Annotated in this window: 27 protein-coding genes; 11 read left to right on the top strand and 16 right to left on the bottom strand. The window is 66.4% G+C overall.

Annotated elements, in window-relative coordinates; genetic code table 11:
* Positions 1 to 7 precede the first annotated feature (7 nt).
* The gene (locus N5C28_RS08210) at positions 8 to 1,213 is read right to left on the bottom strand and encodes an acetyl-CoA C-acetyltransferase (RefSeq protein ID WP_279821515.1); all 1,206 of its coding nucleotides are present in this window, start codon (positions 1,211 to 1,213) and stop codon (positions 8 to 10) included.
* 576 nt (positions 1,214 to 1,789) lie between these two features.
* Entirely contained in the window at positions 1,790 to 2,677 is an 888-nt protein-coding gene (locus tag N5C28_RS08205; protein WP_279821513.1) for an AEC family transporter, read from the bottom strand.
* 95 nt (positions 2,678 to 2,772) lie between these two features.
* On the opposite strand from N5C28_RS08205, the gene N5C28_RS08200 reads away from it, so the two are divergent.
* The gene (locus N5C28_RS08200) at positions 2,773 to 3,132 is read left to right on the top strand and encodes a rhodanese-like domain-containing protein (protein ID WP_279821511.1); all 360 of its coding nucleotides are present in this window, start codon (positions 2,773 to 2,775) and stop codon (positions 3,130 to 3,132) included.
* 32 nt (positions 3,133 to 3,164) lie between these two features.
* Positions 3,165 to 3,944 (top strand): cytochrome c, encoded by a 780-nt coding sequence (locus tag N5C28_RS08195; RefSeq protein ID WP_279821550.1) that lies wholly within the window; start codon positions 3,165 to 3,167, stop codon positions 3,942 to 3,944.
* On the opposite strand, the gene N5C28_RS08190 is transcribed toward N5C28_RS08195, so the two are convergent.
* From N5C28_RS08190 to N5C28_RS08155, 8 genes are all read right to left on the bottom strand, one after another.
* On the bottom strand, positions 3,932 to 4,666 hold the full coding sequence (locus tag N5C28_RS08190) for a proteasome-type protease (RefSeq protein WP_279821509.1): 735 nt from the start codon (positions 4,664 to 4,666) through the stop codon (positions 3,932 to 3,934). The two genes, N5C28_RS08195 and N5C28_RS08190, sit on opposite strands and share 13 nt — an antisense overlap.
* Before the next feature lie 69 nt (positions 4,667 to 4,735).
* Positions 4,736 to 5,533 (bottom strand): transglutaminase family protein, encoded by a 798-nt coding sequence (locus N5C28_RS08185; RefSeq protein ID WP_279821508.1) that lies wholly within the window; start codon positions 5,531 to 5,533, stop codon positions 4,736 to 4,738.
* The gene (locus tag N5C28_RS08180) at positions 5,530 to 6,480 is read right to left on the bottom strand and encodes an alpha-E domain-containing protein (RefSeq protein WP_279821507.1); all 951 of its coding nucleotides are present in this window, start codon (positions 6,478 to 6,480) and stop codon (positions 5,530 to 5,532) included. Before N5C28_RS08180 ends, N5C28_RS08185 begins: the two co-directional genes overlap by 4 nt.
* 2 nt (positions 6,481 to 6,482) lie before the next feature.
* Positions 6,483 to 7,892, bottom strand: coding sequence for a circularly permuted type 2 ATP-grasp protein (locus N5C28_RS08175; RefSeq protein ID WP_279821506.1), 1,410 nt, complete (start codon positions 7,890 to 7,892; stop codon positions 6,483 to 6,485).
* Between the two features lie 425 nt (positions 7,893 to 8,317).
* Complete coding sequence (locus tag N5C28_RS08170; RefSeq protein WP_279821505.1) at positions 8,318 to 8,659, bottom strand: ribonuclease E inhibitor RraB; 342 nt, start codon at positions 8,657 to 8,659, stop codon at positions 8,318 to 8,320.
* 294 nt (positions 8,660 to 8,953) lie between these two features.
* Complete coding sequence (locus tag N5C28_RS08165) at positions 8,954 to 9,712, bottom strand: SDR family oxidoreductase (protein WP_279821548.1); 759 nt, start codon at positions 9,710 to 9,712, stop codon at positions 8,954 to 8,956.
* 1 nt (position 9,713) lies between these two features.
* Positions 9,714 to 10,643: an alpha/beta hydrolase gene (locus tag N5C28_RS08160; RefSeq protein ID WP_279821504.1), complete on the bottom strand. Its 930-nt coding sequence runs from the start codon at positions 10,641 to 10,643 to the stop codon at positions 9,714 to 9,716.
* Positions 10,627 to 12,102: an NAD(P)/FAD-dependent oxidoreductase gene (locus N5C28_RS08155; protein WP_279821502.1), complete on the bottom strand. Its 1,476-nt coding sequence runs from the start codon at positions 12,100 to 12,102 to the stop codon at positions 10,627 to 10,629. Before N5C28_RS08155 ends, N5C28_RS08160 begins: the two co-directional genes overlap by 17 nt.
* 134 nt (positions 12,103 to 12,236) lie before the next feature.
* On the opposite strand from N5C28_RS08155, the gene N5C28_RS08150 reads away from it, so the two are divergent.
* Together N5C28_RS08150 and N5C28_RS08145 are read left to right on the top strand one after the other, a co-directional pair.
* Positions 12,237 to 13,280 carry an AraC family transcriptional regulator gene (locus N5C28_RS08150; RefSeq protein WP_279821501.1) on the top strand — a complete coding sequence of 348 codons (1,044 nt, stop codon included), beginning with the start codon at positions 12,237 to 12,239 and terminating at the stop codon, positions 13,278 to 13,280.
* A 156-nt stretch (positions 13,281 to 13,436) separates the two neighbouring features.
* Complete coding sequence (locus N5C28_RS08145; protein ID WP_279821500.1) at positions 13,437 to 13,691, top strand: hypothetical protein; 255 nt, start codon at positions 13,437 to 13,439, stop codon at positions 13,689 to 13,691.
* A gap of 32 nt (positions 13,692 to 13,723) precedes the next feature.
* On the opposite strand, the gene N5C28_RS08140 is transcribed toward N5C28_RS08145, so the two are convergent.
* Positions 13,724 to 14,179 (bottom strand): NUDIX hydrolase, encoded by a 456-nt coding sequence (locus N5C28_RS08140; protein WP_279821499.1) that lies wholly within the window; start codon positions 14,177 to 14,179, stop codon positions 13,724 to 13,726.
* Between the two features lie 125 nt (positions 14,180 to 14,304).
* On the opposite strand from N5C28_RS08140, the gene N5C28_RS08135 reads away from it, so the two are divergent.
* Positions 14,305 to 15,186, top strand: a complete 882-nt coding sequence (locus N5C28_RS08135) for a DNA-3-methyladenine glycosylase (protein WP_279821498.1) — start codon at positions 14,305 to 14,307, stop codon at positions 15,184 to 15,186.
* 4 nt (positions 15,187 to 15,190) lie between these two features.
* Positions 15,191 to 15,688 (top strand): methylated-DNA--[protein]-cysteine S-methyltransferase, encoded by a 498-nt coding sequence (locus N5C28_RS08130; protein WP_279821497.1) that lies wholly within the window; start codon positions 15,191 to 15,193, stop codon positions 15,686 to 15,688.
* A gap of 9 nt (positions 15,689 to 15,697) precedes the next feature.
* On the opposite strand, the gene N5C28_RS08125 is transcribed toward N5C28_RS08130, so the two are convergent.
* The 4 genes from N5C28_RS08125 to aroC all read right to left on the bottom strand — a co-directional run bounded on the left by N5C28_RS08125 (position 15,698) and on the right by aroC (position 18,860).
* Positions 15,698 to 15,889, bottom strand: coding sequence for a PLD nuclease N-terminal domain-containing protein (locus N5C28_RS08125; RefSeq protein ID WP_279821496.1), 192 nt, complete (start codon positions 15,887 to 15,889; stop codon positions 15,698 to 15,700).
* Between the two features lie 74 nt (positions 15,890 to 15,963).
* A complete protein-coding gene (locus N5C28_RS08120) occupies positions 15,964 to 16,509 on the bottom strand; it encodes an acireductone dioxygenase (RefSeq protein WP_279821495.1) in 546 nt (181 codons plus the stop codon).
* A 37-nt stretch (positions 16,510 to 16,546) separates the two neighbouring features.
* Positions 16,547 to 17,698 carry an MFS transporter gene (locus N5C28_RS08115; protein ID WP_279821494.1) on the bottom strand — a complete coding sequence of 384 codons (1,152 nt, stop codon included), beginning with the start codon at positions 17,696 to 17,698 and terminating at the stop codon, positions 16,547 to 16,549.
* 70 nt (positions 17,699 to 17,768) lie between these two features.
* The gene (aroC, locus tag N5C28_RS08110) at positions 17,769 to 18,860 is read right to left on the bottom strand and encodes a chorismate synthase (protein WP_279821493.1); all 1,092 of its coding nucleotides are present in this window, start codon (positions 18,858 to 18,860) and stop codon (positions 17,769 to 17,771) included.
* Positions 18,861 to 19,032: 172 nt separating this feature from the next.
* On the opposite strand from aroC, the gene N5C28_RS08105 reads away from it, so the two are divergent.
* Together N5C28_RS08105 and N5C28_RS08100 are read left to right on the top strand one after the other, a co-directional pair.
* The gene (locus tag N5C28_RS08105) at positions 19,033 to 20,022 is read left to right on the top strand and encodes an alpha/beta fold hydrolase (protein WP_279821492.1); all 990 of its coding nucleotides are present in this window, start codon (positions 19,033 to 19,035) and stop codon (positions 20,020 to 20,022) included.
* A 52-nt stretch (positions 20,023 to 20,074) separates the two neighbouring features.
* Positions 20,075 to 20,878: a hypothetical protein gene (locus N5C28_RS08100; RefSeq protein WP_279821491.1), complete on the top strand. Its 804-nt coding sequence runs from the start codon at positions 20,075 to 20,077 to the stop codon at positions 20,876 to 20,878.
* 21 nt (positions 20,879 to 20,899) lie between these two features.
* Here N5C28_RS08100 and prmB read toward each other — a convergent pair whose 3' ends face one another.
* Positions 20,900 to 21,832, bottom strand: a complete 933-nt coding sequence (gene prmB / locus N5C28_RS08095; RefSeq protein ID WP_279821490.1) for a 50S ribosomal protein L3 N(5)-glutamine methyltransferase — start codon at positions 21,830 to 21,832, stop codon at positions 20,900 to 20,902.
* Positions 21,833 to 22,196: 364 nt separating this feature from the next.
* Between prmB and N5C28_RS08090 the strand changes: the two genes are divergently transcribed.
* From N5C28_RS08090 to N5C28_RS08080, 3 genes are all read left to right on the top strand, one after another.
* Positions 22,197 to 22,793: a cysteine hydrolase family protein gene (locus tag N5C28_RS08090; RefSeq protein WP_279821489.1), complete on the top strand. Its 597-nt coding sequence runs from the start codon at positions 22,197 to 22,199 to the stop codon at positions 22,791 to 22,793.
* A 98-nt stretch (positions 22,794 to 22,891) separates the two neighbouring features.
* On the top strand, positions 22,892 to 23,212 hold the full coding sequence (locus tag N5C28_RS08085; RefSeq protein WP_279821488.1) for a hypothetical protein: 321 nt from the start codon (positions 22,892 to 22,894) through the stop codon (positions 23,210 to 23,212).
* 45 nt (positions 23,213 to 23,257) lie between these two features.
* Positions 23,258 to 23,815: a Smr/MutS family protein gene (locus N5C28_RS08080; protein WP_279821487.1), complete on the top strand. Its 558-nt coding sequence runs from the start codon at positions 23,258 to 23,260 to the stop codon at positions 23,813 to 23,815.
* Positions 23,816 to 23,826: the final 11 nt, after the last annotated feature.

The following is a 23,826-nucleotide window of genomic DNA, read 5'->3' as shown; positions in this document are numbered from 1 at the left end:
ACAAACGTCAAACGCGTTCGATGATCGTGGCAATGCCCATGCCGCCGCCTACGCAGAGCGTGGCCAGGCCGTAGCGCAGCTGGCGTTTTTCCAGTTCGTCGAGCAGCGTGCCGAGGATCGCGCAGCCGGTGGCGCCCAATGGGTGGCCCATGGCGATGGAGCCGCCGTTGACGTTGACCTTGTCTTCGCTGACGCCCATGTCCTTCATGAACTTCATGACCACCGAGGCGAAGGCTTCGTTGACCTCGAACAGGTCGATGTCTTCCACCTGCAGGCCGGCCTTGGCCAGGGCCTTGCGGGTGGCCGGCGCGGGGCCGGTGAGCATGATGGTCGGGTCGGTGCCGGTAACCGCGGTGGCGACGATGCGCGCCCGGGGCTTGAGGCCCAGTTCCTTGCCCTTGGCAGCGCTGCCGATGAGCATCAGTGCCGAGCCGTCGACGATGCCCGAGCTGTTGCCCGGGGTGTGCACGTGGTCGATGCGCTCGACATGGCTGTAGATCCGCAGCGCGGTGCTGTCGAAGCCCATCTGGCCCATCATTTCGAAGCTGGGTTTGAGTTTGCCCAGGCCTTCCTGGGTGGAATCGCCGCGGATGAATTCATCGTGGTCGAGCAGGACGATGCCGTTCTGGTCGGCCACCGGGATCAGCGATTTCTTGAACGAGCCGTCGCCACTGGCGCGGGCGGCCTTCTGCTGTGAGCGCAGGGCGTAGGCGTCGACGTCGGCACGGCTGAAGCCTTCCAGGGTGGCGATCAGGTCGGCGCCGATACCCTGGGGCGTGAAGTGGGTGTGCATGTTGGTTTCCGGGTCCATGACCCAGGCGCCGCCGTCCGAGCCCATGGGGATGCGCGACATGGATTCGACGCCGCCGACCACCACCAGGTCCTCATAACCGGAACGCACTTTCATCGCGCCCATGTTCACCGCTTCCAGGCCCGAGGCGCAGAAGCGGTTGAGCTGCACGCCGGAGACGCTGACGTCCCAGTCGGCGACCATGGCGGCGGTCTTGGCGATGTCGGCGCCCTGGTCGCCCACCGGGGTGACGCAACCCAGGACGATGTCATCGACGTGGCTGGTGTCCAGGTTGTTGCGCGCTTGCAGGGCCTTGAGCAGGCCGGCTACCAGGCTGACCGGTTTGACGCTGTACAGCGCCCCGTCTTTCTTGCCCTTGCCGCGGGGCGTGCGCACCGCATCGAAAATGAATGCTTCGGTCATGGCGTCTTCAGACCTCCGGTGACGGGTGATGGCGTGTGGTCACGCCTGTTCTTGTAGAGGTTCCCACCATACGCGCCAGGGCGCCGTGCTCAATGACCGAAATGCTCAGGCCCATTGACCGCGCTGCTCAGACGAACGGTCGGCCCGGGCTGCGCCCCGCCGTTGCCGTGCCACCGTGTCTGGCTCAAGGGTTGCTTGGGTCAGCGGACCGCTGGCCATAACCGGGCGCTCCTAGCAATCGATTGCTAGCAACCAAGTCATCTAAAGCGCAGTGAACGCCGGCCCTAGAGTGAAAGAGCCGCCGATGATTTCTGCGGCCAATGTCGCCGCCGGGTCTGCCGGGGCGGCTTTCGGTCCACGCCCAGGCGTGGCGCCGCTGCCCGACTGCTCACAGGGATGGGCAACAGACGCCATGCCAAGAACAACAAAAGGCACACGACTATGTTCAGACAGCCAAAAGTCCGGCAAGCGGGCCTGATCGTCTTTGCCACCACTGTCATTCTGATCCTTCCCAACCTGACCCGTCTGGTCGGCTGACTCTTCACTCACCCTGTACTGCGCAGCGCCGTAGCGCGGCTAGCGCAGTGCGGGCATCAACACCGCGAGCAATACCGGCAACAGCACGAACGCCAGTAAGGTGGAGCACATCACCAGGCTGGCGACCTGCTCCGGCGAGCGATTGGCCTGGACCGCGAACAAGTAGTTGAACACCGCCACCGGCATTGCCGACTGCACCACCAGCACGCCATGGGCCAATGGCGGCAACGCCAGCGCCAGGCCGATTCCCCAACCCACCGCCGCCCCACAGAGTATGCGCAGGCCGCCCAGCAGCAGGCCGCTGCCGACGTGTTTCAGGTGGATGCTGGCCAGGGACACGCCCAGGGTGATGAGCATCAGGGGAATGGTCATGCCGCCGAGCAGGCTCACGCTGTTGTCCAGCCAGCGCGGCAGGTCGAGGTCGAAGATCACGATGGGCAACGCCAGCACCAGGCTGATCAGGATCGGGTTGCGAAACAGCTTCTTCCACGCCTGGGGACCGCCGGACATCACCAGGCCGACGCTGAACTGCGCCACCGCCAGCGCCAGGAAGAACGCCACCGACAGGGCCAGCCCCGCTTCGCCGAATGCATAGAGGCTGATCGGCAGGCCCATGTTGCCGGAATTGGGGAACAGGTAGGCCGGGACCAGCACACGCCAGTCCTGGCGGGTCAGGCGGCTGAACGCCAGGCCGATGCAGCCCATCAGCGCGGTGACCAGGGCGCAGCCCAGGGCCATCTGGCCGAACGAATGCGGGTCGATATCGGCGCGGCTCAGGGTCGAGAGCACCAGGCACGGCGTGCCGATATTGAGCACCAGGCGTGCGATAAAATCCGTCGGGTAGGCCTGGCCGCTGCGGGCCCAGCCAAAGCCGATCCCCGCTCCGATCAGCACCGGCGCCAGTACGGCGAACAACTCGGCCAGCATGCCACGGTCTCCCTGCGCAAAACGCCCATGCTAGCCGTCTGCGACAGTGCTCGGCAATGTGCTAGGGTCTGTTGATACCTGCCAAGGAGGTTCTTATGCGCACGCTTGTCGCTGTCTTCGCCCTGCTGACTGCCCTGCCCCTGAGTGCCGCCGAGGTCGACCAGGACGCCGCCCTCAATGCCCTGCTCGAACCGGATGCGGTCTTGATCGACGTGCGCACCCCGGAAGAGTTCGCCGAAGGCGCCCTGCCCGGCGCCACCCGCGTCGATCCCGAGGCGATCGTCGAACACATCGCCACCCTGGCCCCCGACAAGAACACGCCCATCGTGCTCTACTGCCGCAGCGGCCGCCGTTCCAGCAATGCCCAGGACGCCCTGGCGGCCGAGGGGTATACGCAGGTGATCAACGCCGGCGGCTACGAGGAACTGAGCCAGGTGCTGGAGCAACAGGATTGAGCGCACTGATCGTCGGCGCCCTGCTGGCCTTGATGCTGGCAGGCGCCACCCCCGCCATCGCTGCAGAGCTGCACCTGGAACTCCACGGCAAGACCCACCAATGGCGCACCGCCGACCTGCTGCGACACCCGCAGGCGCACGACATCTCCATCGAGCAGGACGTCAGCTACAAACGCGACATGACCTACCGCGCGGTCCCCGTGCGCGTACTGCTGGAGGGCGTCACGGCGGGTGATCACATCCAGGTGGTGGCCGAGGACGGCTTTGCCGCCGAGATACCTGCTGCACCGCTGCTGAACGACCGGGGCGCGGTGGCCTGGCTGGCGGTGGAAGACCCGGCGCAGCCCTGGCCGCCCCGTACGGCGGGTCGTCCCAGTGCCGGGCCGTTCTACCTGGTGTGGCAAGACTCGCAGGCCGGCGACATCGGCCCCGAGCAGTGGCCGTTCCAGGTGGCGACGATCCGTACCCTGGCTCCGGTCACCGAACGCTTCCCGGCGCTGCTGCCAGCGGCCGATGCCAGCACCGAGGTGCAGGCTGGGCTGGCTCACTTTCAGAAACACTGCCTGGCCTGTCACCGATTGAACGGCGCCGGTGATGCCCAGTTCGGGCCGGACTTGAACATTCCCTACAACCCCACCGAGTACTTCGCCGGCGACTTCCTGCAACGCTACATCCGCGACCCGCAGCAACTGCGCCGTTGGCCCGAGGGGCGCATGCCCGGCTTCAGCCGTGCGGTGTTGAACGACCACGACCTGCAACAGCTCGTGGCCTACCTGCGGCACATGGCCGGGCGCAAGGTTCAGGTCCAGTAGTCGTCCGGCGGCGGTGGCAACTGCCCGAGCAACTCACGCAGGCCATCGCCCCACTGCTTGCGGATGCTCTCGAAGTACGGATCCCCCTCTTCCACCCGGAACCCTTGCGGGATCGACAGGCTGTCGGCGCGATAGACCATCAGGTCCAGGGGCATGCCCACCGACAGGTTGCTGCGAATGGTCGAGTCGAAGGACATCAGCCCGCAGCGCAGCGCGTGGGACAAGCTGCTGCGGTGGTCCAGGGAGCGGTCGAGGATCGGCTTGCCGTACTTGCTCTCGCCGATCTGGAAGTACGGTGTGTCGTCTGTCGAGGAAATGAAGTTGCCCTGCGGGTACAGGTTGTACAGCGCCGGCGGTTCGCCCTGGATCTGCCCGCCCAGCAGGAATGAGCAACTCAGGTCGATGCCCTGCACCAGCGAAGAATCGCCGTCGCGCTCAAGCACCTCGCGCATGGTGTCGCCCACCAGCGTGGCGGCGGCAAACAGGTTGGGGACGTTGTGCAGGTTCACCCCGTCGCTCTGCAGGCGCTGGCGCAACAGGCTGACCACCGACTGCGAGGTGGCGAGGTTGCCGGCGCTCTGCAGCACCAGCACCCGCTCGCCCTCGACGCCGAACAGGTGCAGTTTGCGGAAGATCGCGATGTGGTCGACACCGGCGTTGGTGCGTGAATCGGAGATGAAAACCTGGCCCTCTGGCAGGTTCATGGCCACACAATAGGTCATGGTCTTTTTCCTCTGTACACGGCCTGTGTTCGCGGCAGTAAGGGGCCGTGGATGAGTTGCCCGTCCGGGTTACTGCTCCTGCACCTGGAGTAACGGGGCGAAATCGACGTGCGCGTGCAGTTTTTCGATGCCATCCCCGCGACGCATGCCCCTGACCGGGCAGGCATCCAGGTAATCCAGTCCGACCGCCAGTTTCAGGTGGCGTTCCGGTCTGGCCAGGCAATTGGTGACGTCGAAGCTGTACCAGGCGCCATCAAGCCAGGCTTCGGCCCAGGCGTGGCTGGCCAGGTGGTCCTGGCTACGGGTGTACACGTAGCCCGACACGTAGCGCGCCGGAATGCCCAGGCTGCGGCTGCAGGCCAGGAAGGCATGGGCCTGGTCCTGACCAACGCCCTGGCGGTCGGCGAAGGCCTGCGCGGCGCTGGCCTCGGAGACGTTGGCCCCGGGGCGGTGGCTGATGTGCTCGTGCAGCGCATGCATGAGGTCGATCAGGCCGTTGCGGTCGCGGCGGCTCTTGCATTGCGCGCTGGCGAACTCGCGCAAGGCCTCGTCGGGCTGGGTCAGGCGGGTGTAGCGCAAAAACGGCAAGGCCGACTGCGCTTCGTGCTCGGCCTCGCGGCGCTCGTCGATCTCCACCAGCCCGCGGGCGCCGATGACCAGCGACTCGTGCGGCTCTTCCAGGGTCAGCACATGCAGGATGTTGCCGTAGGGGTCGAGCTGGGCCCGCACCGGGCGCGGCAGGTTGAGCTGCCAGTTGAGCACCTGCTGGCGCTCGCTGTCGTGGGGCGTCAGGCGCAGGTACTGGATGCTCCCGCGCACCTGGTCGTCATAGTGGTAGGTGGTGTCGTGACGAATGGACAGTCTCATGCGACCTCCAGGTAGGAACTTTGGATGGCTTGGCCCAACTGGCGAACCAGCAGGATGAAATCGGTCAGCCAGGCGTGCAGCCCGGCATCCAGCACCTCGTCGATGCTGGTGTAGCGCAGGCGCGCTTCCAGCTCGGCGGCCATGCGCTGGGCCGGGCGACCGTTCTCCCCCGGCAGGCTGGCGAGCATCTGGTTCAGTTCGTCCATGCAGGCGCGCAGCGAGCGCGGCACCTCCGGACGCAGGAGCAGCAATTCGGACACCTTGCGTGTGCCCGGCGAGCCCCGGTAGATCTCCGCGAAGGCCTCGAACGACGACAACGCGCGGAGCAAGGCGGTCCACTGGTAGTAGCTGCGGGCCTGGAGCCCCTCCACTTCGTCGATGTCCTCGCCGAGCATTTCGTAGCGCGCATCGAGCAGGCGCAGGGTGTTGTCGGCGCGCTCGATGAAGGTGCCCAGGCGGATGAAGCGGTACGGGTCGCCGCGCATGATGGTGCCGAATGTGGCGCCGCGGAACAGGTGGGAGCGTTCCTTTACCCATTCGCAGAAGCGGCTGATGCCGTAGCGCCCCAGGCCCTGCTCGGAAATCCCGCGGATTTCCAGCCAGGTGGCGTTGATGTTCTCCCACATGTCGGCGGTGATCCGCCCGCGCACGGCGTGGGCGTTGGTCCGCGCGGCCTGCAGGCAGCAGTAGATGCTGGCCGGGTTTTCCGCATCGAGGGCGAAGAAGTGCAGCATGCGTTCGGCATGCATCTGGCCGTGGCGGTTCAGGTATTCGTCCAGGGTGCCGGTGATCATCAGCGGCAGCGCCAGTTCGTCGAGGCCGTCGCCACGGTCGTCCTGGGGCATCAGCGACAGCGAGTAGCTGACGTCGAGCATGCGTGCGAGGTTTTCCGCACGCTCCAGGTAGCGCGACATCCAGTACAGGTCAGAGGCGGTTCTACTCAGCATGGTCAGTCCTCCACCACCCAGGTGTCCTTGGTTCCGCCGCCCTGGGACGAGTTGACCACCAGCGAGCCTTCGCGCAGCGCCACCCGGGTCAGGCCGCCCGGCACCAGGCGGGTTTCGCGGCCGGAGAGGACGAAGGGCCGCAGGTCGATGTGGCGCGGCGCGATACCGTTCTCGACGAAGGTCGGGCAGGTGGACAGGCACAGCGTCGGCTGCGCGATGTAGGCCTCGGGCCGGGCGATCAGCCGGGCGCGGAAGGCTTCGATTTCCGCCCTGCTCGCCGCCGGGCCCACCAGCATGCCGTAGCCGCCGGAGCCCTGGGCTTCCTTGACCACCAGCTCCGGCAGGTTGGCCAGCACGTGGGACAGCTCGTCGGGCTTGCGGCACTGCCAGGTGGGTACGTTCTTGAGGATCGGCTCTTCGTCCAGGTAGAAGCGGATCATCTCGCCCACGTAGGGGTAGATGGATTTGTCGTCCGCCACCCCGGTGCCGATGGCGTTGGCCAGCACCACGTTGCCGGAGCGGTAGGTGGACAGCAGCCCGGGCACACCGAGCATCGAATCGGGATTGAAGGCCAGCGGGTCGAGGAAGGCGTCGTCCAGGCGGCGGTAGATCACGTCTACCTGGCGCGCGCCGGCGGTGGTGCGCATGAACACCTTGTCGTCACGCACGAACAGGTCCGCCCCTTCCACCAGCTCCACGCCCATCTCCCGGGCCAAGAAGGCGTGCTCGAAATAGGCGCTGTTGAAACGCCCCGGGGTGAGCACCACCACGTTGGGGTTGTCCAGCGGGCTGGAGCTCTTGAGGGTGTCGAGCAGCAGGCTGGGGTAATGGTCGATCGGCGCCACGCGCTGGGCGGCGAACAGCTCGGGGAACAGGCGCATCATCATCTTGCGGTCTTCGAGCATGTAGCTCACGCCGCTCGGGGTGCGCAGGTTGTCTTCGAGCACGTAGTAGGTGCCGTCGCCGTCGCGCACCAGGTCGACCCCGGCGATGTGCGCATACAGGTCGCGGTGCAGGTCCAGGCCCTGCATCGCCAGCTGGTAGCCCTCGTTGGCCAGCACCTGCTCGGCGGGAATGATGCCGGCCTTGATGATGCGCTGGTCGTGGTAGAGGTCGGCGAGGAACATGTTCAACGCCTGCACCCGCTGGATGCAGCCGCGCTCGACGATGCGCCATTCGCTGGCCGGAATGCTGCGCGGAATGATGTCGAAGGGAATCAGGCGTTCGGTGCCCTGGTCGTCGCCGTACAGCGTGAAGGTGATGCCAGCCCGGTGAAACAGCAGATCGGCCTCGCGGCGGCGCTGGGCCAGGAGGTCCGTGGGGGTTTGCGCCAGCCAGCGGGAGAACTCCCGGTAATGCGGGCGGCAGTCCCCGTTCGGCAGGTACATCTCGTCAAAAAAGGTGCGGGCCATACCGTACTCCTTGTCACCCGGGTATACCGGGGTGCTGCAAAGCCCGAGCCAGCGGGCTTATTCCTTTTGAATCAAGGCATTGGGTATGCCTTCAAAACGCCTCGCACCCGCATGGGGCAGCGCTGTGCCCTGGCGGTACGTGTCGTGCCCCAAACGGCAGCACGCCGTTACGGTTCTTTTGTTGAGACTGCAAACGCCGAATAGTTTCCCCCGTGAGTGGAGATTGCGCTGCGCTTGCCGGGTGCAGACCACCCATGAAGCGCCTCGCAAGCGAGGCGAAAGCCGGGTTCGGACGCTTCGCACAGCCGCGGAATCAGTGTTTTGCAGGTTGTTTCCAGCAGGACAACAGCCCTGACGGGCAGCGCTGGACAGAGAGGCATCGGCCCCAGCGCGCCGGCCATGCGGTGCCGGCGCGCTGGGGTGGTTCAGGGACGCAGACCCTTGACCTCCTGGGTCACGCCCCAGCCATCGAGGGTACCGCCCAGGGGCACAACGACCGACTCCATGTTCTGCTCGAAGTCGCCGATTCCGGCGTGGGTGGCGTACATGACTTTGCTGACCTGCAGGTTCCAGGCACCGTCATCACGCTCGGTGACCAGGGTATGCAGGGATTCGCCGCGGAAATTGCGTGTTGCCATCCGGGCACGTTCCTCGTCGGGGAAGATGGCGTAGAACTCGATGGGGTGGACGCTAGAGAAATCGAAACCGCCCTCTTTCATCCGCTGCAACACGTTGGTGCTGACATCATTGTGCAAGGCTGTGCTCATGAACCTGTCTCCTCATGCGATGGATGGATTAACCGCTTTCCCATTGCAACCGCCAGTACCTTGGCGGTGTTGCGCCACCCGTGAAGGCGACGCCTGAGAATCGAGCGACTGCTGCTCGATATGTCATAAGCCAGACCTGTAGCCAGGGCTGGTGGACGTCGGGCCATTGGCTAACGACCCGGAACCGTCTCTTTCAGGGTAGTGCGTGTGGGGCGGGTTTGTCGAAGGCCGGCTGGAACGCCGGGAGGGGCAGCGACGGGCGGTAGCCCGCCGCAGATGGACTTTTCAGTGCTTTTAGCAGCTCAATCTGCGCATGATCAGGCGCGTCAGCCAGGCCGGAGAAATTTGCCCGGACCAGTACAGCAGCTTGAATGACAGGCTGATCGGCCGGTGTACCCGGGGTTGCTGCATCTGCTGCCAGGCGGCTTCGGCGATGTCCGCTGCCTCCAGGGTAACGCCCAGGCGGTCCATGGCCGGCACCCGGAACTGCTGGCTGGCCACCATGGGCGTGCTCACGAACGGCGGCATCAGGTCGCCGACCCGGATGCCATGGCGCTCCCACTCCAGCTCCAGCGCTTCGGTCAGGCCGCGCACGGCGAACTTGCTGGCCGAATAGCTGGCCAGGAACGGCGCACCGTATACCCCGGATGCCGAGCCCATGTTGATCACCTGGGCCTGCGGCGTGCGCTTGAGGTAAGCGAAGGCTGCATGGGTGACGTTGAGCAGGCCCAGCACGTTGATCTGCAGGATGCGGGCATGCTCGGCCTGGTCGATCGCTTCGAAGTGGCCGCAGCGCAGAATGCCGGCGCCGTTGAACAACAGGCGCAGCTGGCCGTCGTGCCGGCTGCAGAAATCCGCCAGGGCGCCCTGCACCGCCGCCACGTCGCAAACATCCAGCGCGGCGTGCCAGGCGCCGCCCAGCTCTCCGGACAAGGCGGCCAGGCCGGCGACGTCGATGTCCACCAGCCCCACCTGCCAGCCCCGGGCATGGAACAGCCGGGCCGTGGCGGCACCAATACCCGATGCCGCACCGGTAATCAGGATATTCGGCATCTCAGAAACCTCGCTCACGCAGGAAGTCCGCCACGCGGCTCAGCGCACGGTCCGCCGCCTTGAGCACACCGGCGTGGGCCTGGAACACGTGCCACAGGTCCGGATAACGCTCCAGCCGCACCGTGACCCCGGCGGCCGTGGCACGCTCGGTGAAACGCAGACTGTCGTTGAGCAGGATTTCGTCCTCGCCGACCTGGATCAGCACCGGCGGCAATCCCTGCAGGTCGGCGTACAGCGGCGAAATGGCCGGGTCGTTGCGCGGCAGATCGGCCGGGCAGTACAGGTCCATGGCCTGTTCCACCCACAGCCGGTTGAGCAGCGGATCGCCCGCCGGTGGCTGGTGCATCCGTTCGCCGCTGCAATCGGTGGAGGGCGAAAAGCACACCAACGCCGCCGGCACGGGCAACCCTAGGTCGCGCAGGCGCAAGGCGGTCACCAGGCTGAGGTTGCCCCCGGCCGAGTCGCCGCCGATGGCAATCTGCTCTGGCAGATAACCCGCCTCGAGCAACGCCTGGTAGGCGGCGACCGCATCGTCGCGGGCCGCCGGGAATGGATGCTCCGGGGCCAGCCGGTAATCCAGGGCGCACACATTGAACTGACCGCGCTTGGCCAGGCTGCCGCAGATCGCCCGGTGGGTGTGGGGCCCGCCGATGATGAAGGCACCGCCGTGCAGGTACAGCAGCACATGGGCACTCGGTGCCACCGGGCGATGCCATTCGCAGGCCAGGCCGGCAAGGCTGCCCGGGGTGCGGGTCACACCCCGCTGCGGTGGGGTGATGGCGGTCAGCAGAGTGATGACCAGACGCTGCCCGCCAATCGGCATCGGCGGGCGCACCAGGCCACGGAACAGCACCCGCAGCAGGCCGCGCAGTACGCGGCGCAGCAGTGGCTGATCGGCGGCGGGCGCGGTGAATTCAGCGGACGCAGTCATAGTCGGTCAACTCCGGTGCACGGGTCTGGTAGCGGTACGTGAGGGTGAACCCCGGCCAGTTGTTGGTGTTCTTGCCGGAGGCGATCTTGTACCAGCTGTCGCAGCCGTGCTCCCAGATCGAGCCCCGGTTGCCGGCCTGGATCATCTGGTTGTAGCGCTGCTGGACCTCGGCCTTGACGTCCATGTAGCGCAAGCCACGCGTCTGCAGCGCCTCGATGCAGCCGAGCACGTAGCTGAACTGGCTTTCCAGCATGTAGATGATGGAGTTGTGGCCCAGGTTGGTGTTCGGCCCGTAGAGGATGAACAGGTTGGGGAATCCGCTGACGCTGATGCCCTTGTAGGCTTCTGCGCCCTCCTTCCAGGCCTCGTTGAGGTCAAGGCCACCGCGCCCGGTGATCTGCATCGGCGCCAGGAAATCCGTGGCGGCGAAGCCGGTGCCGTAGATCAGCACATCGCAGGGGTGTTCGCGCCCTTCCCGGTCCACCACGCCGCGCTCGTTCACCTCGGCGATGGCACTGCTGACGATCGCCACGTTGGCCTGGGCCAGCGCCGGGTAGTAATCATTGCTGATCAGGATGCGCTTGCAGCCCATGGGGTAGTCCGGCACCAGTTGCGCACGCTTCTGCGCATCCGGCATGTGCCGGTTCAGGTGATTGACGAATTCCCGGCGAAACAGCGGCATCAGCCAGGGCGCATGCACGAAGGCCAGGGCCCGGGCTTCGTGCTGGATGTACTTCAGCAAGCGGTCGACACGCTGCAACCAGGGCACTGCGCGCATCACCGCCTGCTCCCAGGGGCGGTACGGGCGGTCCGGCTTGGCCAGCACGTAGGCCGGCGAGCGCTGGAACAGGGTCAGCTGCGCCACCTGCGGCTGGATCTGCGGCACGAACTGGATGGCCGAGGCGCCGGTGCCGATCACCCCCACCCGCTTGCCGCTCAGGTCCAGGTCGTGCCGCCAGCGCGCCGAGTGAAAGGCCTCGCCCTGGAAGCGCTCGAGGCCGGCGATGTTCGGGTAGGCCGGCTGGTTGAGCTGGCCGCAGGCGCTGATCAGCACCTGGGCGTCGAGGGTTTCGCCGCTGGCCAGGGTCACTTGCCACAATGCCCGCGCCTCGTCGAAACGGGCGCTGCGCACCTCGCAACCGAGGCGAATGCGCGGCCGCAGTTGGTAGCGCGTGACGCAGTCGTGCATGTAGGCATGGATTTCCGCCTGGGGCGCGTACTTGCGCGTCCAATCGGGCTTAGGGGCGAAGGAAAAGGAGTACAGGTGCGAAGGCACATCGCAGGCGGAGCCGGGGTAACTGTTGTCACGCCAGGTGCCGCCGATCTCCGTGCCCTTTTCCAGGATCAGGAAATCGTCGATACCCCGCTCTTGCAGCTGGATGGCCAGGCCGAGGCCGGCGAAGCCGCTGCCGATGATCAGCACACGCACGGGGGCCTGTGCCGGGGAGCTATTGGTCATTGTTATGCTCCGAGAAAGTAGACGGTGCCCCGGCAGGAGCACCGCAACGCAATCCGTTCCGCCAGCATCCTACTGTGCCCATCGGCCGGTCGTTATGGCATAGTCGGCCAAAAGTTGTGAAATTCGGACAACCTATGGTCAGGCTCACCCCCACCCAGTGGCCCCTGCGACGCAGCGCCGTCAGCGCCCAGCTATTGACCCAGTTCGGCCTGGACCAGGGCTTGTCCCTGGAGCGCTGCCTGCACGGCACCGGGTTGAACCTGGCGCAACTGGGCGACCCCGGCGCGGAAATCGACGCCGCCCAGGAGCTGTGCCTGATCCGCAACCTGGTCCAGGGCCTGGGACACCTGCCGGGGCTGGGTCTGAAAGTCGGCCCGCGCTACCACCTCAGCACCTACGGCATCTGGGGCTTCGCCCTGCTCAGCAGCCCGACCTTCCGCAGCGCCGCACAGATCGGCCTGCGCTACCTCGACCTGACCTACGCCTTTCACGGCATGCGCCTGGAGGAAGTCGGCGAGCACGCGCACCTGGTGCTGGATGAACGGGATGTGCCGGAAGACCTGCGCACCTTCATCCTGGAGCGCGACACCGCTGGCCTCATGCACCTGCAGCGCGACCTGACGGCCACCCGCTTCCCGCTGATCAGCGTCAGCTTTCGCCTGCCGGCTCCGGCAGACCCCAGTGCCTACCGGGATGTCTTCGGCCTGACACCGACCTTCGATGCCCCGGAAAACCGCATCGTTTTCGAGCGCCGCTTCCTGGACCAACCGCTGCCGGGCGCCAACCCGGAGGTCGCCCGGCACTGCGAACAGCAATGCCAGGCGCTGCTGAACAAGCGCCGCATCCGCGCCGGGCTGTCCGGGCGCATCCGCGATCGCCTGCTAAGCCAGCCGGGGCGCCTGCCGGACATGGAACAGCTGGCCAGTGAGCTGCACATGACCTCGCGCACCCTGCGCCGCCGCCTGGAAGAAGAAGGCACGCGCTTTCGCCTGCTGCAGGACGAAGTGCGCCAGGCGATTGCCGAGGAACTGCTGGGGATCGACAGCCTGACCCTGGAAGACATCGCCGAACGCCTGAGCTACGGCGACGTGTCGAACTTCATCCACGCCTTCAAGCGCTGGAAGGGCCTCACGCCCGGCCAGTACCGCAGCCAGCGGGTGCCCGTCGCAACCCCTTGAGAAAATCCCCGTCAGGCGTAGCATCGGACGAGGAACAAAAGCGTGAGCAGCATGCACGGCTGGCTACCAGCCCTGTCTTACCCTGCCGAACCATCAGGTCCCTTTTGATTCCCATGGTGGCAGACCTGATGGCGGCCTCGTTCGGAGGTTGATCCCATGAGCACCCTGCAATGCACCCACCGCAACCACACCATCACCGCTGACGTCATGGAGCACCCGGGCATCCCGACGCCCTGGGCCGGCGGTTGCCACATCACCATGCCTGATGGCCGCCGCACCAAACGCCTGGCCCTGCCGATGCAGGTGTCCTTCCTGTCCGAACTGGACAAGGCCCAGCGCGCCTCGATCGCCCACGGCAAGTGGCTGGTCGATCAGAGTCTGGACCAGGGCCGGCAACTGATGGCCAGTTGAGCGGCGACATGTAAGCCGCAACAGCCTGTTCCTCAGGACGCCAGCGGCAAGCCGTTTTCCAGGTACAGCAGGCCGCCAGGCGCGGCCTGCTCAAGGCTCCGTAGCCGTTGGGCAAGGCTGGGTACCAGCAGGGCCTGGGCTTCGAGCGGGGGCACCCACTGCAAGGCGACCAGCTCAGGGTCGGTGATCACGAGCGCGTACACCTGCGCGGCATCCAGGCATCCACCGTCGAACAACAGGTGCAGGCCCTCGCCGTAGGCAGCACCGGCGGCCACGTAGTCCACGCACAACAGCGCGCCCAGCGGCAGGCTCAACCCGAGCTCCTCCCGCAGTTCGCGCAACAAGCCGTCTCCAGGTGACTCATCGGCGTCCACCACGCCGCCGGGAATCAGCCAGCCGTCGCGGTATGCCGGTTTCACCAGCAATAGGCGCCCCTGCTCGTCGCGAATTCGTGCGCCGACGGCGATGCGTTTACGGGGAAATTCCATGGCTCTAACTCGTTCGGCTGGAATGATGACGGCGGGCATTCTAAGTCGTGCCATCTACAGCAGTCAGCCGGTTTGAAAGTCAGAACCGCACTGACAAGCGCAGCGCGCAGGGTTATCTTCGCGGCATGACCACGACCACCGAACGCTTCGTCCTGCTGCCCTACCAGCCCCCCTGGGATTGGCGGCAGTTCCACGGCCATTTCGCCCTGCGTGCCCTGCCCGGCATGGAACAGCTGGATACCGATTGCTACAGCCGCAGCTTCCGGCTCGGCGGCGTCAGCGGCTGGTTCAGCGTGAGCCCGCGTACCGATCATTGCCTGGAACTGCGCCACAGCCCGTCGGCCGATGCGTGCCAGGGCGCGCTGATCGGACGGGTGCGCAAGATGTTCGACCTGGACGCCAACCCGGGGCAGATCGCCCGGCACTTCGCCTGCGATGCGCACCTGGCCGCCATGCTGGCCCGCAACCCCGGCCTGCGCCTGCCCACGGCCTTCGACCCCTTCGAGCAGGCGGTGCGCGCCATCGTCGGCCAGCAGGTGACGGTCAAGGCCGCCGTGACCATCACCGCGCGCCTGCTGACCCGCCTGGGTACGCCGCTGGTGGATGCGCCCATCGGGGTCGAGCGGCTGTTCCCCAGCCCCGAAGCGCTGGCTGAAGCCAACCTCGATGGCATCGGCATGCCCGGCAAGCGGGTGCAGACCCTGCAGCATTTCGCCGGGCAGATTGCCAGCGGCGAGCTGCGCCTGAGCCTGGAAGACGGCAGTGCCGCGCTGATAGAGCGCTTGTGCGCCCTGCCCGGTATCGGCCCGTGGACCGCCGAATACATCGCGTTGCGTGCCTTCGGCGAGGCCGATGCGTTTCCTGCCAGCGACCTGGGCCTGCTCAAGGCGCCGGTCTGGGGCCCGGAGGGCATCGACGCCCGCAGCCTCAAGACCCGCGCCGAAGCCTGGCGACCCTGGCGCGCCTATGCCGCCGCGCACCTGTGGCACAACTATTCCGAGAGGTGATCCGATGTTCTACCGCTACCACGACAGCCCCATCGGCCCCTTGCTGCTGGCCGGCGACGAGCAAGGGCTGCAGCAGCTGTACATGGAACTGGACAGCAAGCCCTGGCGCATCGGCGAGGACTGGCAGACGGGTGGCAATCACCTGGACGCCGTGTGCCGGCAGCTGGACGAGTATTTCGCCGGCCGGCGCACGCGCTTCGACCTGCGCCTGGCGCCCAGGGGCACGCCGTTCCAGCAGGCGGTATGGCGCGCCCTGCAGGACATCCCGTTCGGCCAGACCACCTGGTACAGCGCCCTGGCGGAACGTATCGAGCGGCCGAAAGCCGTGCGCGCGGTGGGCGCCGCCAATGGCGCCAACCCGATCTCGATCATTATCCCCTGCCACCGAGTCATCGGCCGCGACGGCAGCCTGACCGGTTACGCCGGCGGCCTGCCGCGCAAGTCGCTGCTGCTCAAGCTCGAAGGCGCGCAGCAGCAGGAACAGGCCAGCCTGGCGCTGTAGCGGGCGACGCTAGATCCGCACGTTGCCCCGTGGGCCGAGCAACGCCCAGATGATCAGCCCCACCACCGGCAGGAACAGGATCAGCAACACCCAGAGCACCTTCTTGCCGGTCTCGGTGTTGCTTTTGACGATGTTGATGATGGCCCAGATGTCCAGCGCCAGAATGACCAGGCCAATCAGGCTGTTCAGGGTGGAACCCATGGTGACGCTCCTGTGCGAAGGGGTACTCGTTGAGGATAGTCGAGGCTTCGCGGCAGGCTGGATTCCCGGCGGGTTCAGTCGTCCAGCCCGGGGTACTGGCGGGCGATGTCGCTGCCGGTGGACTGGCTGGCGGCAGCGTCGCGGTTCTTGAACAGGCTGATCGACAGCACGTGCGGCTCTTCGCCGATATCGACCCAGTGGGCGACGCCCGCCGGCACCCGGATCAGGTCATGGCGCTCGCAGCGAATGGCGTACACGTAGTCGTCGATGTGCAGGGCCAGCAGGCTGCTGCCGGCTGCGATGTAGCGCACCTCTTCCGTGTCGCGGCGTCGCTCGTCGAGCAAGGCGGCGCGCAGCTCGGCCTTCTGCGGGTCCTGGCGAACGACACTGGTCACTTCGGCATGGGCGCAGGCGAACTCGGTCATCCAGGCGTCGAGCTGAGCCGCATAGGCGGCAAGCACCTCGTCCTGGCTGGCGCCGGGCTTCAACGGCGCGCTGGCCTCGCGGCGCTCGACCGTGACGCCGACCGCCGCCAGGGTGCTGGCGATGTCGTCGAGGTGCGTCAGGACCTTGTTCGGTTGCGCGGGAAAGGAAACGTGGTAGACGCTCAGGCTGCTCATGGTCGGTTTCTCGCTCGATCGGGTTAAGGCGCGCGGCTCAGGGCCGCTCGTCCTGCATGCGGGTGGCGGTGATGATCGCAGCCGCCAGGGCGGCCAGGCTGGCCAGGGCGAAGGTCCAGGCCGGCCCCAGGGTGTTCCAGCTGTAGCCGGAGTACAAGGCACCCAGCGCACCGCCCACGCCGGCCAGCGCCGCGTAAAGGGCCTGGCCCTGCCCTTGCTGGCGATCGGCGAAGCTGCGCTGCACGAAGTGGATGGCCGCCGCATGGAAGGCGCCGAAGGTCGCCGCATGCATCAACTGGGCGAACAGTAGCACGAGCAGGTGATCAGCCAGGTTGCCCAGCAGCAGCCAGCGCACGGCAGTGATCAGGAAGCTTGCCAGCAGCACCGTGCGCAGCGAATAGCGCGCCAGCAGCTTGGCCATGACCATGAACAGCACGATTTCCGCCAATACGCCGAGGGCCCAGAGCTGGCCGATCAGGCCGCGGCTGTAGCCGAGCGATTCCAGGTGCAGAGTCAGGAAGGTGTAGTACGGGCCGTTGCTGAGCTGCATCAGGCCGACGCTCAGGTAGAACGCCAGGATGCCGGGGCGCCGCAATTGCCGCAGGAAACCGCCCTCGGTCAGGCTGTTGGGGCGCATCTGCGGTTGCGCGTTGGGCACCCAGAAGCTGCTGACCACGATGCCCGCCATCAGCAGCACCATGGCCCAGGGGTAGGCGTCCAGGCTGAGCAGCTCGAACAGCTGCCCCAGGCCCACCACGGCGGCAATGAAGCCGATGCTGCCCCACAGGCGGATCTGGCTGTAGCGCGCCGATTGCTCGCGCAGGTGGGCCAGGGTGATGACCTCGAACTGCGGCAGCACCGCATGCCAGAAGAATGCGTGGGTGGCCATGATCAGCGCCAGCCAGGCGTATTCGTGGCTGATGAAGATGCCGGCGAAGCACACCAGGGTGCAGAACGCGCCCACGCGCACGATGGCCAGGCGCTGGCCGGTATGGTCGCCCAGCCAGCCCCACAGGTTGGGCGCAATGCAGCGCATCAGCATGGGAATGGCTACCAGCTCGCCGATGCGCGCGGCGGAGAACCCCAGGTGGTCGAAATACAGCGCCAGGAACGGCGCCGTGGCGCCGAGCAGCGAGAAATAGAAGAAGTAGAAGCCGGACAGCCGCCAGTACGGCACCGCGCCGTTCATGCCGCGGCCAGGGTCGAGCGAAGCGATACCCGGGGCATGCGCAACGGGCCGGCGCTTCGCTCGAACACCGTCACAGCTGTGGCAACACCGGCGTGTTCACACGCACGTCGGCATTCTGCGCGCGGTGGCGCAGCAGGTGGTCCATCAGCACGATGGCCATCATGGCTTCGGCGATCGGCGTGGCGCGGATGCCCACGCACGGGTCGTGGCGGCCCTTGGTGATGACGTCCACCGGGTTGCCATCGACATCGATGGAACGGCCCGGGGTGGTGATGCTGGAGGTCGGCTTCAGCGCCAGGTGCGCGACGATCGGCTGACCCGAGGAAATCCCGCCGAGGATGCCGCCGGCGTTGTTCGACACGAAGCCTTCCGGCGTCAGTTCGTCACGGTGCTCGGTGCCACGCTGGGCGACGCTGGCGAAGCCGGCACCGATCTCGATGCCCTTCACCGCGTTGATGCTCATCAACGCGTGAGCCAGCTCGGCGTCCAGGCGGTCGAAGATCGGCTCGCCCAGGCCCGGCATCACGCCTTCGGCGACCACGGTGATCTTCGCCCCGACCGAATCCTGGTCACGGCGCAGCTGGTCCATGTAGGCCTCCAGCTCCGGCACCTTGTCCGGGTCGGGGCTGAAGAAAGCGTTCTGCTCGACGCTGTCCCAGGTCTTGAACGGGATCTCGATCGGACCCAGCTGGCTCATGTAGCCACGGACCACGATGCCCTGGGTGGCGAGGAATTTCTTGGCGATGGCGCCGGCCGCCACGCGCATGGCGGTTTCGCGCGCCGAGCTGCGGCCGCCGCCGCGGTAGTCGCGGATGCCGTACTTGTGGTGATAGGTGTAGTCGGCGTGGGCCGGGCGGAACAGGTCCTTGATCGCCGAGTAGTCCTTGGACTTCTGGTCGGTGTTGCGGATCAGCAGGCCGATGGCGCAACCGGTGGTCTTGCCCTCGAACACCCCGGAAAGGATTTCGACGACGTCGTCTTCCTGGCGCTGGGTGGTGTGGCGGCTGGTACCGGGCTTGCGCCGGTCGAGGTCGCGCTGCATGTCCTCCAGGGACAATTCCAGCCCCGGCGGGCAACCGTCCACGATGGCGACCAGCGCCGGGCCATGGCTTTCGCCCGCGGTGGTGACGGTGAACAACTTGCCATAGGTATTGCCGGACATTTGCAGGATACTCCCGTGAATCAGTACCGAGCCTGACGGTGCGACCATGCGCTCGCCGAGGGCCTTGCTCGAATGAAGGCCGCGAGTATACCCGTGGCGCCAGCCCAGTTCACCCTCGAACCTTATGCCGATGAACGCGTCCAACAGATTCCTTCAGCCACAGTACCCGTTCATGCTGCGAGCCCTCCTCTTGTCCCTGACGCTACTGGCCAGCCTCGCCCACGCCGCCCCCACCACTACCCTGCAACGCGCCGTCGACCTGGAAACCCCCATGGGGACCTTGCACGGCACCCTGCTGCTGCCCCAGAGCGAGGCGCCCGTGCCGGTGGTGCTGCTGGTTGCCGGCTCCGGCCCCACCGACCGCAACGGCAACAACCCCGAGGGCGGCCACAACGACAGCCTCAAGCGCCTGGCCCAGTCCCTGGCGCGCCAGGGCATCGCCAGCCTGCGCTACGACAAGCGCGGGATTGCCGCCAGCCGCGCGGCCACGCCGGACGAACGCGACCTGAGCGTCGAACTCTATGTGGCCGATGTGATTGCCTGGAGCCGCCAGCTCAAGGCGGACCCGCGTTTCAGCCGGCTGATCCTGCTGGGCCACAGCGAGGGCGCGCTGATCGCCAGCCTGGCCGCGCCGCGCAGCGAAGCCGACGCCCTGATTGCCGTGGCCGGCAGTTCGCGGCCCATCGACCAGGTGCTGCGCGAACAGCTGCATTACCGCCTGCCACCCGACCTGCTGGCCCAGAGCAACCGCCTGCTCGACCGCCTGGTGGCCGGCAAGACCACCGAAAACGTGCCGAAAGACCTTGAGGTGCTGTTTCGCCCCAGCGTGCAGCCGTACCTGATTTCCCTGTTCCGCCAGAACCCCGCCGAGGCCTTCGCCCAGCTGTCGATCCCGGCGCTGATCGTCCAGGGCAGCCACGACATGCAGGTCAGCGTGGCCGACGCCACCATGCTCAAGGCGGCCAAGCCCGACGCCGAGCTGGCCATCATCGAGGGAATGAACCATGTGCTGCGCATCGTGCCGCTGGACGTGAAGGCGCAGCTGGCGTCCTACGACAACCCGCAATTGCCGTTGGCACGCGCGCTGATCGCGCATATCGTGGCCTTCATCGAGGCTACCGGCAGAACGCCAGCCTCCAGTATCGGGAATACCGGCCGATAGGTAGGAAGCTGGCGCGCTGCATGCGTTGGCTACGCGTACAGGACTGCTGCTGATGACCGACACCGACCTCCCCAACGCTGATGCGGCCGCCGAAACCGCCAGCGACGAACAGGCCCACGCCGAGCCGACCCACCCGTGGGCCGACCTGCCGCCGGAGCACTTTCGCCTGCTGCGCCTGGCGCCGTTGCAGGTCGATCGCCACACCGGGGCGCGGCCGCTGCGTTTCGTTCAACTGGGCCGGGTGGAACGCCACAGCAAGGAACAGAGCCTGCTGCGCCTGACCATCCAGCTGCCCGGCCAACGCCTGCGCAAGGAACAGAACCTGCTCGAGGTGTGGATCGATCACCGCAGCAAGGAAGTCCGCTTCGGCAGCGACAAGGGCTTGCAGGTCGAACCGCCGAACCGCGGTTTGGGGCGGTTTCTCCTGGCTCAGGGCATCGCCTGGGCCCGCCAGCATTGTGCGCATTACCTGGTCGAAGGCGGCGCCCTGCCGGCCAAGGATGCACTCAGCGAAGACGCCCGGGCGCGCCGCGACCATTGCCTGCAAGCCCAGGGATTCGTGGTGGAGTACGCCGACCCGTTGCAATTGAAGGCGACCTACAGCGCCGCGCGGGTCAGCGCCCTGCACAGCGACTGGCACACCGAGAAGGTGCAGATCGTCGAACTGCTCGATGCCGCGGCCATGCTGCAGCAGGCCGATCACAACCTGCAGGAGCAGGACGGCAAGATCCGCAAGCTGGAAGAACGCATCAGCCTGCTCAAGCGCGAAGATGGCAGCCTGCGCTTCACCATCACCTGCCTGGTGGCGTTTTCCCTGTTCCAGGCCGGGCTGCTGATCTGGATCGCGACCCGCTAGCCCGGCGCTGAGACTTCAGCCTCAGCCGTTCACGCGGGAGCGGAACAGCGCCTGGTGCTCGCGGCACTGCTGGGCGGCCAGCAGAAAGACGCCATGCCCGCCCCGCTCGAATTCCAGCCAGGTGAAGTCCACCTCGGGGTACAACGCTTCGACATGCACCTGGCTGTTGCCCACTTCCACCACCAGCACGCCTTTTTCCGTGAGGTGATCGGCGGCCTCGGCCAGCATGCGGCGCACCAGGTCCAGGCCGTCGTTGCCGCAGGCCAGGCCCATTTCCGGCTCGTGCTGGTACTCGGCCGGCATGTCGGCGAAATCCTCGGCATCGACATAGGGCGGGTTGGAGACGATCAGGTCGAAGCGCTGGCCCGGCAGACCGTCGAAGCCGTCGCCCTGGACGGTGTAGACCCGCTCTTCCAAGCCATGGCGCTCGATGTTCTGGTTGGCCACTTCCAGGGCATCGAACGACAGGTCGCCCAGCACCACCTCGGCCTTGGTGAACTCATAGGCGCAAGCAATGCCGATGCAGCCGGAGCCGGTGCACAGGTCGAGGATGCGCGCCGGCTCGTGGGCCAGCCAGGGGCGGAAGCGGCTGTCGATCACTTCGGCGATCGGCGAGCGCGGCACCAGGACCCGCTCGTCGACCACGAACGGCAGGCCGCAGAACCAGGCTTCGCCCAGCAGGTAGGCGGTGGGCACGCGCTCTTCGATACGCAGACGCAGCAATTCCTGCAGGTGGGCGTGCTCGTCGTCTTCCAGGCGGCAATCGAGGTAGCCGTCGGCGATTTCCCACGGCAGGTGCAACGCGCCCAGCACCAGTTGGCGGGCCTCATCCCAGGCGTTGTCGGTGCCATGGCCGAAGAACAGCCCGGCATCCTGGAAACGGCTGACCGCCCAGCGGATGTAGTCGCGCACGGTGCGTAAACGGGTTTGGCGGGCAGCAAAAGCGTCGGTCACGTGGAATCTCCAAACGAAAGTCCACGCAGTTTAACAGCCTGTCCCGCACACGGCAGGTGGCCCCGCGCAGGAGTGTCAGGAAATAGGAAAACGAAGAACGGGGATTAGTCGCGCTCGCGGCGCAGCTCGCGGATCACGGCGATCGAAATCGCCAGGGCGAACAATAACCAGAAATGGGCGGACAACTGCGAGAAAACATCCATCAGCAACTCCTTTTGCCCTATGACCTCACACCCTGTGAAGTCGTTCGATTCTGCGCTCGACGCCACTCATTCGCAATACAGTGAAACGAAGAGGTTCACAGCGAGCCCTCACAGGCGGACAATAGGCAAAAAGATGTCCGCGCCAGCGAGGAGCCCTTTTCATGTCACACCCGCAGACACTGTTCCAAATCACCGGCCGTAGCCATGCGCCCGCCAGCCTGAGCAACGCCACCCTGGTGATCATCGATGCTCAGGAAGAGTACCGCAGTGGTGTGGTGCAACTGCCTGGGCTGAATGCCGCGCTGGTGGAGATCGTCAAGCTGCTGACCGCCGCCCGCCTGCTGGGCCGCCCGATCGTGCACGTCAAGCACCTGGGCATTCCCGATGGCCTGCTCGACCCCCGTGGCCCCCGTGGTCATCACCTGCCGGAAACCGCGCCGCTGCCGGGCGAGATCGTGGTCGAGAAACGCATGCCCAACGCCTTCAGTGGCACCGAGCTGCATGATCGCCTGCAGGCCCTGGGCCACCTGGACCTGATCATCTGCGGGTTCATGACCCACTCCAGCATCAGCACCACCGTGCGCGCCACCAAGGACTACGGCTACCGCTGCACCGTGGTCGACGCCGCCTGCGCGACCCGTGACCTGCCCACGCCCGACGGCCAGATCATCAGCGCAGCGGACATGCACCGCGCCGAAATCATCGCCCTGGCCGACAACTTTGCCGCCGTGGTGCCCCACGCCAGCGCGCTGATCTGAAAGGCCGGTTGCGTCACATCCGCTCGCCACGGGCAGCCCTTTCGGGAACCCCTGCCCGGCCAGCCGGTCATACCGCCGATAGCCACTGAGGAATCGGGATGAAGATAACCGATGGTTTTGACGCTCGCCGTCTGCGACCTCGAGGGCCAGGCAACTGGCGCTTGCGGCTGGCCGCCGTCATGGCCGCGCTCTTCGCTGCGTTCGGCATATTGCTCAGCATGGCCGGCACCGCCACCCTGCTCGGCCGCCCGCCAGCCCTGGGCCCGCTGAACGATTCCACCGGCGCCGCCGTGGTGCTGCTGGTCCTCGGCCTGGTGCTGCTGTGGGGCGGTATCGCCGTCTGGCGCATGTGCCGCCGTCGCCTGCGTCGCCCCAGCGACCTGAGCCTGTCGCCCCACCTGATGAAAAAACGCGACTGACCGCCGCCTTGCCTGGGTAAACTAGCCGCCTTCGTGGAGGCCCCGATGCAAGACGACGATTTTTCCCTGTTCAAAGCCGAGCTGCGTGGCGTCAAGCCGATCAAGCACGACCGCGCCGACACCGGCAAACCCAAACCCGACCGCAAGCAACAGGCCACCCTGCGCCAGGCGGCGACCATTCGCCAGGAATCGACCAAGGTCGACGGCCTGTCTGACCAGTTCGTCATCGACGTGGGTGCCGAAGACCCGCTGTACTGGGCTGGCAACGGCGTCCAGGACGGCCAGATGCGCAAGCTCAAGCTCGGCCAGATTGCCTTCGAAGGCAGCCTCGACCTGCATGGCATGAGCGTCGAGAAGGCCCGCGACACCCTCTGGGAGTTTCTCGCCGAAGCGGCGCGCCTGGAAGTCCGCTGCGTGCGCGTGACCCACGGCAAGGCGGTGCGCATGGACGGCCGCAAGCCGATGATCAAGAGCCACGTCAACACCTGGCTGCGCCAGCACCCGCAGGTGCTCGGTTTCACCTCCTGCCTGGCCAAGCACGGCGGCACCGGCGCGGTCTATGTGATGCTCAAGCGCACCATGATGGATGGCCGCGACGAATAGACCGGCAAAGC

Source organism: Pseudomonas sp. GD03944 (assembly GCF_029839275.1).
In the GTDB taxonomy this organism is placed as follows: domain Bacteria; phylum Pseudomonadota; class Gammaproteobacteria; order Pseudomonadales; family Pseudomonadaceae; genus Aquipseudomonas.
Note: the sequence above shows the minus strand (reverse complement) of the source record. Positions and strands in the feature narration are given on the sequence as shown.